Origin of the sequence: Actinophytocola sp. (assembly GCF_036555685.1) — a bacterium.
In the GTDB taxonomy this organism is placed as follows: Bacteria; Actinomycetota; Actinomycetes; order Mycobacteriales; family Pseudonocardiaceae; genus Actinophytocola.
In genome coordinates, this window is the sequence record NZ_DATBKY010000106.1 from 1 (window position 1) to 12,969 (window position 12,969).

At 72.7% G+C, this 12,969-nt stretch carries 16 protein-coding genes; 6 read left to right on the forward strand and 10 right to left on the reverse strand.

Annotated features, from left to right (window positions below; genetic code table 11):
* The 4 genes from VH969_RS10910 to nth form a co-directional block, all read right to left on the reverse strand.
* On the reverse strand, positions 1–859 hold an 859-nt coding region (locus VH969_RS10910), incomplete at its 3' end, for a MarP family serine protease (protein ID WP_331973568.1).
* Positions 856–1,584 carry an NUDIX hydrolase gene (locus VH969_RS10915; protein ID WP_331973569.1) on the reverse strand — a complete coding sequence of 243 codons (729 nt, stop codon included), beginning with the start codon at positions 1,582–1,584 and terminating at the stop codon, positions 856–858. The genes VH969_RS10910 and VH969_RS10915, both read right to left, overlap by 4 nt.
* Positions 1,581–2,183 (reverse strand): TlpA family protein disulfide reductase, encoded by a 603-nt coding sequence (locus tag VH969_RS10920; RefSeq protein ID WP_331973570.1) that lies wholly within the window; start codon positions 2,181–2,183, stop codon positions 1,581–1,583. Before VH969_RS10920 ends, VH969_RS10915 begins: the two co-directional genes overlap by 4 nt.
* Positions 2,180–2,899 carry an endonuclease III gene (nth, locus tag VH969_RS10925; protein ID WP_331973610.1) on the reverse strand — a complete coding sequence of 240 codons (720 nt, stop codon included), beginning with the start codon at positions 2,897–2,899 and terminating at the stop codon, positions 2,180–2,182. The genes VH969_RS10920 and nth overlap by 4 nt, the downstream gene beginning before the upstream one ends.
* 223 nt (positions 2,900–3,122) lie before the next feature.
* Here nth and VH969_RS10930 point away from each other — a divergent pair, with 223 nt between their 5' ends.
* The 4 genes from VH969_RS10930 to dnaN all read left to right on the forward strand — a co-directional run bounded on the left by VH969_RS10930 (position 3,123) and on the right by dnaN (position 6,983).
* Positions 3,123–3,368 carry a hypothetical protein gene (locus VH969_RS10930; RefSeq protein WP_331973571.1) on the forward strand — a complete coding sequence of 82 codons (246 nt, stop codon included), beginning with the start codon at positions 3,123–3,125 and terminating at the stop codon, positions 3,366–3,368.
* A gap of 174 nt (positions 3,369–3,542) precedes the next feature.
* On the forward strand, positions 3,543–4,217 hold the full coding sequence (locus VH969_RS10935; protein WP_331973572.1) for a Crp/Fnr family transcriptional regulator: 675 nt from the start codon (positions 3,543–3,545) through the stop codon (positions 4,215–4,217).
* 391 nt (positions 4,218–4,608) lie between these two features.
* A complete protein-coding gene (locus tag VH969_RS10940; protein ID WP_414638469.1) occupies positions 4,609–5,832 on the forward strand; it encodes an MFS transporter in 1,224 nt (407 codons plus the stop codon).
* Positions 5,833–5,885: 53 nt separating this feature from the next.
* The gene (gene dnaN / locus VH969_RS10945) at positions 5,886–6,983 is read left to right on the forward strand and encodes a DNA polymerase III subunit beta (RefSeq protein WP_331973573.1); all 1,098 of its coding nucleotides are present in this window, start codon (positions 5,886–5,888) and stop codon (positions 6,981–6,983) included.
* Positions 6,984–7,045: 62 nt separating this feature from the next.
* Here the strand turns inward: dnaN and VH969_RS10950 are convergent, their stop codons facing one another.
* Both VH969_RS10950 and VH969_RS10955 read right to left on the reverse strand, forming a co-directional pair.
* Positions 7,046–7,825 (reverse strand): MBL fold metallo-hydrolase, encoded by a 780-nt coding sequence (locus tag VH969_RS10950; protein ID WP_331973574.1) that lies wholly within the window; start codon positions 7,823–7,825, stop codon positions 7,046–7,048.
* Positions 7,822–8,685: an NUDIX hydrolase gene (locus tag VH969_RS10955; RefSeq protein WP_331973575.1), complete on the reverse strand. Its 864-nt coding sequence runs from the start codon at positions 8,683–8,685 to the stop codon at positions 7,822–7,824. Before VH969_RS10955 ends, VH969_RS10950 begins: the two co-directional genes overlap by 4 nt.
* A gap of 47 nt (positions 8,686–8,732) precedes the next feature.
* On the opposite strand from VH969_RS10955, the gene VH969_RS10960 reads away from it, so the two are divergent.
* Complete coding sequence (locus VH969_RS10960; protein WP_331973576.1) at positions 8,733–9,656, forward strand: Gfo/Idh/MocA family protein; 924 nt, start codon at positions 8,733–8,735, stop codon at positions 9,654–9,656.
* Here the strand turns inward: VH969_RS10960 and VH969_RS10965 are convergent.
* From VH969_RS10965 to sp36, 4 genes are read right to left on the reverse strand one after another with little or no spacing between them, the layout of a single operon-like run.
* Entirely contained in the window at positions 9,638–11,122 is a 1,485-nt protein-coding gene (locus VH969_RS10965) for a hypothetical protein (RefSeq protein WP_331973577.1), read from the reverse strand. The two genes, VH969_RS10960 and VH969_RS10965, sit on opposite strands and share 19 nt — an antisense overlap.
* Before the next feature lie 52 nt (positions 11,123–11,174).
* Positions 11,175–11,783, reverse strand: coding sequence for a hypothetical protein (locus VH969_RS10970; protein ID WP_331973578.1), 609 nt, complete (start codon positions 11,781–11,783; stop codon positions 11,175–11,177).
* 16 nt (positions 11,784–11,799) lie between these two features.
* The gene (locus tag VH969_RS10975; RefSeq protein ID WP_331973579.1) at positions 11,800–12,255 is read right to left on the reverse strand and encodes a RidA family protein; all 456 of its coding nucleotides are present in this window, start codon (positions 12,253–12,255) and stop codon (positions 11,800–11,802) included.
* Positions 12,256–12,414, reverse strand: coding sequence for a Sp36 family protein (gene sp36 / locus VH969_RS10980; protein ID WP_331973580.1), 159 nt, complete (start codon positions 12,412–12,414; stop codon positions 12,256–12,258).
* Between the two features lie 43 nt (positions 12,415–12,457).
* Here sp36 and VH969_RS10985 point away from each other — a divergent pair, with 43 nt between their 5' ends.
* Positions 12,458–12,958, forward strand: a complete 501-nt coding sequence (locus VH969_RS10985; protein WP_331973581.1) for a GNAT family N-acetyltransferase — start codon at positions 12,458–12,460, stop codon at positions 12,956–12,958.
* The last annotated feature ends 11 nt before the right edge of the window (positions 12,959–12,969 follow it).

Below are 12,969 nucleotides of genomic sequence, written 5' to 3' on the forward strand. Positions count from 1 at the left end.
ACTGGCCGGAGCGGCCCGGCTGGGGGGCGAAGCGCAGCGCGGGCGCGGGGAGGCCGGGAACGGCGAGCACCGCGACGTCGGTGTCCGGGTCGTAGTGGACGACCCGCGCGTCGTATGGGCCGCTCGACGTCTCGACCGTGACCTCCGACGTGCCGGCCACCACGTGCGCGTTCGTCATCATCCGCTCGGGAGCGATCACGAAGCCGGTGCCCTCCAGGGCCCGCGAACAGGACGGTGCCTTCGCGTGGATCTTGAGCACGCTCGGATGCACGCGCTGCACGACCGCGCTGTTCTGCAGCTGCGGGTCCGGCGGCGCGACCTCCTTCGTCGGCGTGCGGTCGAAGGGGTCGACGGCCGCGGGGAAGCCCGAGACGTCCAGCAGCCGGCGCAGCTCGTCCGGCAGGTTCTGGGCCGACGACGGCATCACGCTGTTGACCCCGCCGAGCACGGTCGAGTCGCGGATGGCCGACGCCAGGCCCGGCAGGTTGCCGACCGTCACGAGCGGCAGCGCGATCAGCCACGCCACCACGAACACGACCGCGCCCTGCACGATCGCGCCGAGCGCGTTGTCCACACCGGCGAGCTTCGGCGAGTTGATCCGCTGCCGGATGCTGCGGCCCAGCCAGACGCCGAGCGTCTCGCCCAGCGCGACCAGCAGCACGAAGATCGCGACGGCGAAGGCGACTCTGGTGGGCGTCGACTCGATGTACTGCACGACGAGTGGCGCGATCTTGATGCCCGCGATCGCGCCCAGCAGGACGCCGATGAACGCGGGCAGCGCCGTGATCACGCCTTGCCGGGCGCCCGAGATCGCGGCCAGCACCGCGAGCCCGATCACCAGCAAGTCGACCCAGTTCACCCGTCAACCTCCCCGACAGCCGAGCCAACTGAACGCCATGCGGCGTCAAGATCCCGTATGTCCGTACCGTCCCACGGTCGCTCCCACCCGCCGGCCTGGAGCATCAACGTCAGCAGCGCAGCCGTGAAGCCCCACACCAACATGCCCGGCAACGCGAAAGCGGGCCCAAGGAAACCAGACGGATGACGCGACTGGAACCTGTTGGCCGGATCCGCCAGATCGGCGAGCGGCACCCGCGCCACCGCCTGCGTCTCCGCCGGATCCACGGCCCACACCTTGCTCGGTCGCTCCCAGTGCGCGAGCACCGGGGTCACGTGGAAGCCCGACACCGGGATGTGGAGCCTGGGCAGCGTCGCCACCGGGCGCACGCCGGACGGGTCGAGCCCGGTCTCCTCGACCGCCTCGCGCAGCGCCGTCTCGATCGGCCCGGCGTCCGACGGCTCGGCGGAGCCACCCGGGAACGCGACCTGACCCGAGTGCGCGCCGCCGCCGTCGGCCCGCAGCTGCAGCAGCACGTCCGGACCGCGGGTCTCGTGCTCGCCGAGCAGGATCAGCACGGCCGCGTCGCGCGCGTTCTCCGCGGGCGGGGCGAGCCGCTCGAACAGGCTCACGTCGATGTCGCGGGTCGCGAGCACCAGGCGGGACAGCCACGGCGGAACGTCGGCGGGGTCGACCAGCGGCCCGAACCCGCCCTGTGTCGATGATCCGCTCCCAGGCTCGCTCACGCCGCTCCCCCGTAGGTCGCGACCGCCGCGCGGATGGCCGCGACCGACTCGAACAGGCGCGGGTTCGACACGAGCCGCACGCTTCCGTCGGCGCCGACCACGTAGCTCGCCGGCAGCCCGGCGGGCAGCTTCAGCGCGCGTCCGGCGGACCCGTCCTGGTCGGCGAACGTCGGCAGGCGGACCTCCAGCGCGTGCAGCAGGTCCAGCGCGTCGGCCTGCGAGCTCTGCACGGCGAGACCGACGACCGGCACCGCGCCCGGCTCGGCGGCGTACTTCGCGAGCAGCGGCAGCTCCTCCTTGCACGGGGCGCACCACGTGGCCCAGACGTTGACCAGGACCGGTCCGCCCGCCAGCGCGTGCCCGAGGTCGACCTCGGACCCGTCGGCGAGGCACCGCGCCCGCACGCCGGACAACGTGGCCGGGCGAGTGCCGGACTGGGCGGGGCACGGCGGCAGCGCGGCGTCGGCCCGCGCGGCCGCGACGTCGGGCGCGGGCGAAGGGGCCGGCGGCGCGGTGCCGTGCTCCCGGGGCCAGATGGCGATCACGGCGGCGACCACGAGAACGAGCCCGACGATCGACCACCGTGCCGCGTTCGTCACGCCGCGCCGCCCCGGCCGGGCTTGTAGCCGTTGCGGGTGCGCTCGGCCAGGTCGAGGAGCTGCGCGGCCTCCTCGCCCTTGACGAGCTTCGCGGCAATCTCGAACTCGGTGGGCCCGGCGCCGAACGACGGGCAGTCCTTGGCGAGCACGCAGGCACCGCACGCCGGCTTGCGCGCGTGGCACACGCGGCGGCCGTGGAAGATCACCCAGTGGGACAGCATGGTCCAGTCCTTCTTGGGGATCAGCGCGCCGACCGCGTGCTCGACCTTGACCGGGTCCTCCTCCTCGGTCCAGCCGAAGCGGCGGACGAGCCGGCCGAAGTGAGTGTCGACCGTGATGCCGGGAATGCCGAACGCGTTGCCGAGAATGACGTTCGCCGTCTTGCGGCCGATGCCGGGCAGCGTGACGAGGTCCTCGAGGCGGTTCGGCACCTCGCCGCCGAAGCGCTCGACGAGCGCGGCGCCGAGGCCGATCAAGGAGGTGGTCTTGTTCCGGTAGAACCCGGTGGAGCGGATCATCTCCTCGAGCTCCGCCCGGTCGGCGCCCGCGTAGTCGGCGGCCGTGCGGTACCGCTGGAAGAGCGCCGGGGTCGTCATGTTGACGCGGACGTCGGTGCTCTGCGCGGAAAGGATCGTGGCGACGGCGAGCTCGAGCGGGTTGGTGAAGTCCAGCTCGCAGTGCGCGTCGGGGAACGCCTCGGCGAGCGTCCGGGTCATCCGGCGCGCGCGGCGAACCAGCGCGGTGCTCGGCGCGGACGCGGTTTTGCCGGCGCCACTGCGGGGTAGTTGACGGGTGGCTGGTGGCACCCCGCTAGCCTACGGGCCCTTACTGAACCTCAGCCCCACCCCGGACGTCTCCTCAAAGTAGACCCGCAAGACACGCCGGGCGGGTCCACCGTCCGCGACGGCCGCACCGACCTGAGCGAGGATCGACGACACTATGACTGTCTGGTTCGTGTTCGCAGTGCCCTTCGTGGTCATGTTCTTCGCCCTGTTCATGGAGCGGGTCGAATCGCGGCTGCGGCATGTCGCCGTTCAGGAGGACGAGGTCGAGGAGCTGCTGGAGAACGCGCGGCCGGACGAGGTGCGCGCGCTGTACGGGCACGGCATCGGGCGCGCGCTGGAGATGTTCCGGCTGCGGCGCCGCGGCGGCACGAAGCCGCGCCGGACCAAGGTCCGCGCCTAGCCCTACTCAGGAGTAAGCTCGCGGGCTGCCAAGGTCCGCACCGGCTCGACCTGCGGTGCGGGCATGCGACGTGATCCACGGCACACGCCCTACACTCCCAGAGATACCGAGGGCGCCGATGCCCCGGATCGTGGGTCGGCGGCGCCGGCTCGAGTCTGATCGGGAGGGACGAAGGTGGACGAGACCCTTGCCAGGGCCGGCATCTTCCAGGGCGTCGAACCGGCCGCCGCCGAAGCACTCGCCCAGACGCTGGAGACCGTCGAGTTTCCGCGCGGGCACGTCATCTTCGCCGAGGGCGAGCCGGGTGATCGCCTCTACATCATCCAGTCGGGCAAGGTGAAGCTCGGCCGGAAGTCGCCGGACGGACGCGAGAACCTGCTGGGGATCTTCGGACCGGCTGACATGTTCGGCGAGCTGTCGATCTTCGACCCCGGACCGCGGACGTCGACGGCGACCACCGTCACCGAGGTCGTCGCGCGGTCGATGGACCGGCCCGCGCTGCGCCAGTGGATCGCGACCCGCCCGGAGATCGCCGAGCAGCTGCTGCGGGTCGTCGCCCGCAGGCTGCGCCGGACGAACGGCATGCTCGCGGACCTGATCTTCACCGACGTGCCCGGCCGCGTGGCCAAGGCGTTGCTGCAGTTCGCCCAGCGGTTCGGCAGCCAGGAGGCGGGGCTGCTGCGCGTCATGCACGACCTGACCCAGGAGGAGATCGCCCAGTACGTCGGCGCTTCCCGGGAGACCGTCAACAAGGCCCTGGCCGACTTCGCACACCGTGGGTGGCTGCGACTCGAGGGCAAGAGCGTGCTGATCCTGGACCCGGAGCGGCTCGCCCGCCGCGCGCGCTGAAACACCTGACACAAGAAGAAGCCGGGCGCCGCCCCCGACGCGGCGCACCGGCTTCTTGCTTTGCGTGAACCATCCCCCGACGGCCCACGCTCCCCGCCCTCCGGACATTAGGCCCCGACCCAAGATCGCCGGAGGGAGCTTGTCTTGACTAGTTCAACGTACCGGGCTTCGGATCGTTACCAAACCGGCGGGAGAACTTGCTGGCTCTTCATTACATGGGGACTCTCTTGGCTACCCGACCGTTGCCCGGGTTTGGCGGATTTCGGCTCACCGTTATTCAACTGAGACCTACCGGCCGGTAGAACCAACCTCTGGAGGTTTGATCTCCCGCCGAGTGGGTCCGCTCGAAATAAACTGGTACGCGCGTACCAAACCTTGCATACTGGTACGCGTGTCCCACTCCGCTCGTCTGTCCGACTACCGGGCCGCGCTGACCACTCCGGGCGCGGGCGTGCCGGCGATCTTCTCCGTCCTCGCTCGCATGCCCATCGCGATGGTCGGCCTGTCCCTGCTGCTCTACGTGCAGCGGGAGACCGGCTCGTTCGCCATCGCCGGCCTGGTGTCGGCGGGGTCGCTCGTCGGCGTCGCGGCCGGCGCGGTGATCCAGGGCCGGATCATGGACCGGCGCGGGCCGACCGGGCCGCTGCTGGTCACTACCGGGCTCTTCGTGGTGGCCGTGGTCGGCGTGGTGCTCGCGGTCGAGACCGGCCGGCCGACCGCGGTGATCGTGCTGCTCGGCGGGACGGTCGGGTTCACCGAGCCGATGGTCGGCTCCGCGTCACGGGCGCTGTGGGCACACCTGGTCCCGGCCGGCCCGCTGCGGCATGCCGCGTACGCGTACGAGGCGATCAGCATGGAGGTCTTCTTCATCCTCGGCCCGGCCGTCGCCGGCCTGCTGGTCGCCGCGCCGTGGGCGGGCACCGGCGTCGTGCTCGGGGCCGCGTGCATGACGCTCGGCGGCGTCGGGTTCGCGCTGACCGGCGCGGTCCGCGCGGTCCGGCCCGATGACTCCGACCGCGACCTGCTCGGCGCGCTCGCGAGCGCCGGCATGCGGACGGTCGCGCTCGCGGCCCTCGGCTTCGGTGTGACGGTCGGCTTCGTCGAGGTGGCGGTGCCGGCCGCGGCCACGAAGGCCGGGCACGCGCCACTCGGCGGGCTGATGCTCGCGCTGTGGTCGCTCAGCTCGGTGATCTTCGGCGTGTTCTACGCGATGCGACCGTGGCCGCGCGCGATGCACCTGCGCCTGCCGGCCCTGGTCGGCGTGTTCGCGCTGCTGGTCGCGCCGCTGTCGCTGATGACGAGCCTGCTCGCGCTGTCGATCGGGCTGCTCGTCGCCGGCATCTGGATCACGCCGCAGTCGACCACGCACTCGACGGCCATCGAGATCGTCGCCCCGCGCGGGACGGCGACCGAGGCGTTCGGCTGGGTCGTCACGGCCGTGACGCTGGGCCTGGCGGCCGGTCAGTCGATCAGCGGCTACCTGGTGGAGCACGTCGGCGTGCACGCGTCGTTCCTCGCCTCGAGCGGGGCCGGGCTGGCGATCGCCGCGCTCGTGTGGACCCGCCGCGGGACCGTCACGACGTACGCACCCGCCCGCGAGCTCGTCGCCGCCTAGCCAGGTCCCGCCGCGGGCGCGATTTGTCGGTGGGCGCCGCTACCTTGGCGCGCATGAACCTCGACCTCACCGTCACCACCAGCGAGCTGGCCGCTGCCGCGGCGGCTCTCGTCCGGCTCGTGCCGGGCCGGCTCATCGACCCGGTGCTGTCCGGCCTGCTGCTGTCGGCGGCGGCGGACGGCGTGTCGTTGGCGGCGAACGACCGGGAGCGCGCGGCGCGGCTGCGGCGGCCGGCGGTGGTGCACACCGGGGGGCGGGTGCTGGTGCCGGCCAAGCCGCTCGCGGACACGTTGCGCGCGCTGGAGCAGCCGGAGGTGCGGCTCGTGGTCGAGGGGTCGAAGCTCGCCATCCGCTCCCCCGGCGGGCGGTACGCGCTGCCGCTGCTGGACGTCGACGTGCACCCGGGAGTCGCGGCGCCGCCGGAGGCGGTCGGGACGGTCGACGGGGCGTCGTTCGCCGCGGCGCTGACGACGGTGGCGGCGGCCGCGTCGCGTGACGACGCGCTGCCGATGTTCACGGGCGTGCGCCTGCGGTCCGAGAACGACCGGCTGGTCATGGTGGCGACCGACCGGTACCAGATGGCGGTGGCCACGCTGGCGTGGTCGCCTACGGGCTCGGTCGACGCGCTGGTGCCCGCGAGCCTGCTGACCGAGATCGCGCGGCAGGTCGACGGCGAGGTCACGCTGCACGCGGATCGCGACCGGATCGGGCTCGCGTGGGCCCGCTCGGTGGCGACGACGGCCGTGCTGGACGGGAGCTTCCTGCACGAGTCGAAGGTATCTGTGTCCGATGTGGACACGCGGGTCGAGGTCGAGGCGGACGCGCTGGCCGGGGCGGTGCGGCGGGTCGGGCTGTACACCGATGCGCGTGGCGTGATGTTGCTCGAGGTCGGCGACGGCGAGATTCGGCTTCGGGGCGCCGATTCCCGCGCCGGGGAGGCGGAGGAGGGGGTGAAGGCTTCCGTCTCCGGTGGGCGGAGCTCGCAGGCCTATCAGGCGCGGTTCCTCGGGGAGGCGTTACGCGCCTTCTCCGGGAGGAAGGTGCTGGTGGAGATTCAGCCGGGAATGCGGGCGACCGTTTTCCGGGCCGTGGAAGGGGATCCGTTGGAGTTGCGATACGTGGTGATGCCCATGTTGCCGCCCAAGCACTGAGCGATCGGTCCGCTTTTGCCTCGGTCGGCCGGTGCGGTCGGCCGGTGCGGTCGGTCTAAGCGTCAGTCCTGCGTGCGTAGGTAGTCGAGTTGGGCCTTGACGGACCATTCGGCCGGGCTCCACAGCGACTTGTCCACGTCCGCGTAGACGATTTCCACTATCTGCCTCGGGGTTGCGTCCGGACCCAGTTGTTCCAGCGCATCGCGGACCTGGTTCAGGCGGTCTTCTCGGTGGGCCAGGTACTCCGCCGCGATCGTTGCCACGTCCGGGAGTTCCCGGCCGTGGCCCGGCAGGACCGTCGTGCCTTCCGGCTCCTCGATCAGGCGGCGCAGGGTCGTCAGGTACGGGCCCAGGTCCGAGATCACCGTGGTGCCGCGGCCGAGGACCGAGTCGCCGGTGAGCACCGAGCGGGACTCGTTGTGCGTCAGGCGCAGGCAGATCGAGTCTTCGGTGTGGCCCGGGGTGTGGAGGACGCCGAAGGTCAGGCCGGCCGCGTCGAACGTCTCGCCGTCGGTCAGCGGGTCGGCGTCCTGGCACAGGTTAGCGTCCAGGGCGCGGATCGGGGCGTTCGCGCGTGCCGCCAGCCAGGGGGCGCCCTGAGCGTGGTCGGCGTGGCGGTGGCTCAGGACGATCAGCTCGATCGGCGCCTGCTCCAGCACCTTCGTCAGGTGGGGCTCGTCCTCGTAGCCTGGATCGATCACGACCGCCGACTCCGAGCCGGGGGCGCGCAGCAGCCAGGTGTTGGTGCCCTCGAGGGTCATCGAGCCCGGGTTGTTCTCCAGGACCACCGAGGCCACCGGGGTGACCGCACGGAGCTCGCCGTATGCCGGGTGCGCCGTCATGACCTGTCGCTCGGGTCCAGGTGGGACGCGGCGGTGTCGTAGCCCGCGTCGCCGGGCAGGACGATGCGCAACACGTCGCCGTCGCGGGCGACTCTGGGCATCAGCTTGTCGATCCTGCGGTCGCGGCTCATCGCGTCCGCCACCGAGGTGCACTCCTCCAGCTCCGCCAGCGTGGTCCACGTCGGTGGGAGGAGGCCGACCTTGCCCGCCTTCCAGTCGTCCAGGGTCTGCGTCGGGCGGCCCCATCTCGTGTCCGCCGCTTCCGACGTGTCGCCGTCCGGGCGTTGCCCCTCGGGCACGCGGGCGAGGAAGAACCTGGCGTCGAACCGGCGCTTCTCCTCGACCGGCGTCACCCAGTTCGCCCACGGACGCAGCAGGTCCGCTCGCAGCACCAGGCCCGACTCGGCCAGGAAGCCGGCCAGCGACAGCTCGCGGTTCACCAGCTGGGCGCGTGCCTCGGCGAAGGGGCGCACGTCCGAGACGACCGACTCCTCCGACGGGCCGGCCAGCAACACTCCCGACTCCTCGAACGTCTCCCGCACCGCCGCGCACACCAGCGAGCGGGCCAGGCCCACGTCACACGCGAACCGCGACGCCCACCACGACGGCGGCGGGCCGTGCCAGGCAAGCGACGTGTCCGCGTCGCGGCGGTCCACCCCGCCGCCGGGAAACACCGTCATGCCACCCGCGAACGCCATGCCCAGCACCCGGCGCTGCAGGAAGACCTCGAGCCCCGTGTCCGGGTCCGCGTCCCTGACCAGCATGACCGTCGCCGCGTCCTTGGGCGTCGCCGGCGGATCCGGGATCTCGGGCGGGACGAAGCCCGACGGCAGCGTCAGTTCCTTGGGCAGCTCGCGCATTCGCCGAGCCTACGCAGAACCGCCCCCGAAACCGGCAGGATGTGACCATGACCGACACACGGCTGCGTATGGGACTCGTCGGCGCCGGACCGTGGGCGCGCAAGGTGCACGGCCCGGGTGTCGCCGCGCACCCGGGCACCGAGCTCGTCTCCGTGTGGGCGCGCCGGCCGGCGGCGGCCGCCGAGGTCGCCGAACTCACCGGCGCCACGCCGGTCGCGGACTTCGACGACCTGCTCGCCACCGTCGACGCGATCACCTTCGCCGTGCCGCCGGCCGTGCAGGCGCCGCTCGCGCTCCGGGCGCTCGAGGCCGGCAAGCACCTCGTGCTCGAGAAGCCGCTGGCCGGGACCGTCGACGAAGCCGAGCTGCTCGTCGCGGCCGCGGACCGGGCGCACGCCACCACGCTGATGATGCTGACCTTCCGGTACGCGCCGGAGGTCCGCGAATGGCTCGCCGAGGTCCACGGGCTCGGCGGCTGGCACGGCGGGTCCGCGCGCTGGATGTCGTCAACGCTGCTCGACACCAAGTACGAGTTCTCCCGCTGGCGCCACGACGGCGGCGCGCTCACCGACATCGGCCCGCACGTGTTCGACCTGCTCGACGCCGCCCTCGGGCCCGTCACCGAGGTGCTGTCCGCGCACTTCGCCGAGGCCGGCGACGTCTGGCACGTCCTGCTCGGCCACGCCGGCGGTGCGACGAGCACGTCGACGCTCACCATGCACACGCCGGCCGTCCCGCCGATCAACGACTTCTCCGTGTTCGGCGCCAACGGCTACCGCGCGCTCGACGCGACCGGCGACGCGCGGGTGCGCTACGCCGCCCTGCTCGACGAGTTCGTCGCCTTGGTGGGCGAGGGGCGCACCGAGCACCCCTGCGACATCCGCCGCGGCCTGCACATCCAGCGCCTGCTGCGGGCGGTCACCGACGCCGTGGCCGACGACCGCGCCGGCCGTCAGGTCGCCGGCGGGTAACCGCGCCCCTCCTGGTTCGGCGACGTGCCGTTGATGATCACCGGGCCGCCGCTCGCGCGCGGGGAGTCGCCCGGCCGTCCGTGCCGGCCCGACCACGAGCTGGACGACGTGCTGCCCTGCTCCTGGTTCTCCCGGCGCGCCAGCTCGTCCTGCAGCTCCCGGAGCAGGTTGCGCTCCTGGGTGTTGAGGATGTCGTCGCCGAACGCCGCCGAGTGGTTGTCCTTGCTCGCCGGCACGAGCCGCGGGCGCGTCGCGTCCTTCGGCTTGGGCCGCCGCCGCGGGGACGGCCGCGAGATCGACGGCGTGGCGATGCTCAGCGCGGAGGGCGGCAGCTCGTCCGGGTCCTCGTCGGCCTCCTCGGGTAACCGCTCCTGCGCGAACGCCTCGGCCGGCTCGGGGACCAGGACGGGGCCGGATGCGGCCTGCGGCTGGTCCGCGACCAGCTCCGCCGGCGCGTCCGGTGGGGGCAGCTTGATGGGCTTGTGAACCAGCGTCTGCTCTTCCGGCGTCTCGGGCGGCGGTTCGGGCCGGCGCAGCTCGACGGGCGGCGGCAGCGTGCCCGCCGGTGGCGTGGGCAGCGACCTCTCCGGGCGCAGCTCGATCGGGGGCGGCAGGTCGTCGGGAGCCGCGGCCTGCGGCAGCTCGATCGGTGGCGGAAGGGTACGTGCCGGACCGCCGGGCCCTTCGGCCCTCGGCAGGTCCACCGGGCGAGGCACGGCCCGGTTCATCTCGGTCGGCGCGTCCGCCGGACCGTTGTGCCGCTGGTCGCCGGCGAACGGTTGCGTCCGGACCGGCTCGACCGGACTCATCCGCGGCCTGTTTGCCGAGTCCGGTTCAGCGAAAGGGACCTGCCGCGCGCAGCGCATCGCCTCCTGGTGGTAGTCGCCCGGCTGGTTGCCGTCCACCAGCACCTCGACCGAGGCGCGAATGCCGGCGCGGCGCAGCGCGTACTCCACGCGGTAGGCGGTCGCCGGGGCGAACCCGCCCGGGCCGACCCCGACCAGCACGACGCGGTGCGGCACCGGACCGGACACCGGGCCCGCCGGCGTCAGCCGCCACACGCACCAGACCGACCGCACGTCGGGCAGCACGTCCAGCACCGGCCGGACGGCGTCCGCGACACCGCGGTCGGGCTCCCGGCCGTCGACGGCGCCGACCGCGAAGCGGTGCCGGCCCGCCGGCACCGGCTCCCGAACCACGAGCCGGTCGATGACCGACGGGTCGAGGTAGGTGTCCGAGAACAGCGACTCGAGGTCGCGCTGCTGGGTTTTCGACAGGACGACGCGTCCCGCCACGAGACACCCGGCGACGAACTCCAGCGAGCGGTCCAGCTCGGCGGAGGCGAGCATCTGGCGCGCGTCGCACAGTGCGTCGTCGTCCAGCCGGCCGGCAAGGCTCAGCAGGAGATCGTGTATTCGGATCGGCAACGCGACGCCCTGCCGATTCCCCCGTGGCACCTGGGTCACGGTCGCTCCTTCCGCATTTCGTCTTTCGCTCGACGGGCAGCGCGGAATCGGCTCAGCCCTGGTGCACGACCATCCCGGGCAGCAGCGGTTCGGATGCCGCGAGGGCCGCCTGGTGGTAAGGCGGGAGATCGATGCCCTCCGGCATGACCTCGACACCCGGCTCGTACGTGCCGAGCGCCCGCAGCACACGCTGCAGCTCCCCGGTCAATCGAGCGCATCCGGCTGTAGCCGTGACGAGCACGATCCTCGTGGCCGGGCCGAGGCCAGACCGGTGCCGTCGCCAACTCCCACGCACGTCGACCAGCTCGGGCCGGCCTTGGAGGACCGCCCCGAGCACTACCGCTTCGGAGTCCCCCGCGTTCACCCGTTCGGGCGACTCCGAGGTGAATGTGTAGTCGACTTCGTCGATTTGGTCCACCCAGGGCACCGCGTGCAACCGGCCCGCGTCGGCGCCCGCGTCGAGCAGCGCGGCGTTGAGCAGCAAAGACTCCCGCGCGGTGATCGCCACCCGCTCCCGCAGGAGGGTGAGCGGCAGCGCGCGGGCGAGCGCGTCGAGCGCACCGCCGGCGAGCCAGTCCCGCAGCCGCCACAGCTGGCGGTCGGGCAGCCGGCCGGCCAGCCGGAGAAGAAGCTCGTGGCAGGGATCTTCCAGCTCGGGCATTTCGGACCTCCGGTTGTCAGGACACCTCGACGATCAGCTCGACCTCGACCGGCACGCCAAGCGGCAGCTCGGCGACCCCGACCGCGGAGCGGGCGTGGCGGCCCGCGTCCCCGAAGATCTCGCCGAGCAGCTCGGACGCGCCGTTGACCACCGCGGGCTGGCCGGTGAAGCCCTCGGCGGACGCGACGAACCCGACGACCTTGACCACGCGGGTGATCGCGTCGACGCCGACCAGGTCGTGCACCGCGGCGACGGCGTTGAGCGCGCACGTGCGGGCGTGGCCCTTCGCCTCCTCGGGGCTGACCTCCTGGCCGACCTTGCCGGTGGCCGCGATCGTGCCGTCGACGAAGGGCACCTGACCTGCGGTGTAGACCAGGTTCCCGGTGCGCACCGCGGGCACGTAGGCCCCGGCGGGCGCGGGCACCGCGGGCAGCTCGATGCCGAGTTCCTTGAGCCGGTCACTCCAGGTCATCTACTCGCCCTTCGGACGCTTGAGGTAGGCCACCATCTGCTCGCCGGTCGGGCCGGGCAGCACGGTCACGAGCTCCCAGCCGTCCTCACCCCACTGGTCGAGGATCTGCTTGGTCGCGTGGATCAGCAGCGGCACCGTGGCGTACTCCCACTTGGTCATGGACCCGGACGTTACCCGGCCGGGTGACGCCTATCGTCGCGGCATGTCCCCCGTCACCGAGCCGCCGGCCGCCGCGGTCCGCACCGCGACCACCGCCGACATCCCCGACCTCGTCGAGCTGCGCGGCATGCTGTTCGCCGGCCTGGCCGGCGGCTGGGGTCCGCCGACCACGGGGACCGGCTGGCGGGAGGCGTGCGCGGCCGCGTTCGCCGACCAGCTCGCCGCCGAGGACATGCGGATCGTCGTCATCGACGGGGCCGGCGACTCCGGCCGGCTCGCCGCGTGCGGGCTCGGCGTGGTCGACCAGCGGCTGCCGAGCCCGTACAACGCGAGCGGCCTGGTCGGGCACGTCTTCGGGATCGTGACCCGCCCGGACTACCGCAGGCGCGGCTACGCGCGGGCGATCCTGACCGCGCTGCTGACGTGGTTCGACGACCGCGGCCTGACCCGGGTCGATCTCAACGCGAGCGCCGACGGACACGCGCTGTACCGCAGTCTCGGGTTCGCGCTGCACCCCGACCCCGCGATGCGCCGGAACCGCTGAGTACACCCCAG

Coding starts and splice junctions, on each gene's coding strand:
- VH969_RS10930 (WP_331973571.1), top strand. CDS start 3,123: ATGACTGTCTGGTTCGTGTTCGCAGTGCCCTTCGTGGTCATGTTCTTC.
- sp36 (WP_331973580.1), bottom strand. CDS start 12,414: ATGACCAAGTGGGAGTACGCCACGGTGCCGCTGCTGATCCACGCGACC.
- VH969_RS10950 (WP_331973574.1), bottom strand. CDS start 7,825: ATGACGGCGCACCCGGCATACGGCGAGCTCCGTGCGGTCACCCCGGTG.
- VH969_RS10960 (WP_331973576.1), top strand. CDS start 8,733: ATGACCGACACACGGCTGCGTATGGGACTCGTCGGCGCCGGACCGTGG.
- VH969_RS10975 (WP_331973579.1), bottom strand. CDS start 12,255: ATGACCTGGAGTGACCGGCTCAAGGAACTCGGCATCGAGCTGCCCGCG.
- nth (WP_331973610.1), bottom strand. CDS start 2,899: ATGACCCGGACGCTCGCCGAGGCGTTCCCCGACGCGCACTGCGAGCTG.
- VH969_RS10955 (WP_331973575.1), bottom strand. CDS start 8,685: ATGCGCGAGCTGCCCAAGGAACTGACGCTGCCGTCGGGCTTCGTCCCG.
- VH969_RS10970 (WP_331973578.1), bottom strand. CDS start 11,783: ATGCCCGAGCTGGAAGATCCCTGCCACGAGCTTCTTCTCCGGCTGGCC.
- dnaN (WP_331973573.1), top strand. CDS start 5,886: ATGAACCTCGACCTCACCGTCACCACCAGCGAGCTGGCCGCTGCCGCG.
- VH969_RS10985 (WP_331973581.1), top strand. CDS start 12,458: ATGTCCCCCGTCACCGAGCCGCCGGCCGCCGCGGTCCGCACCGCGACC.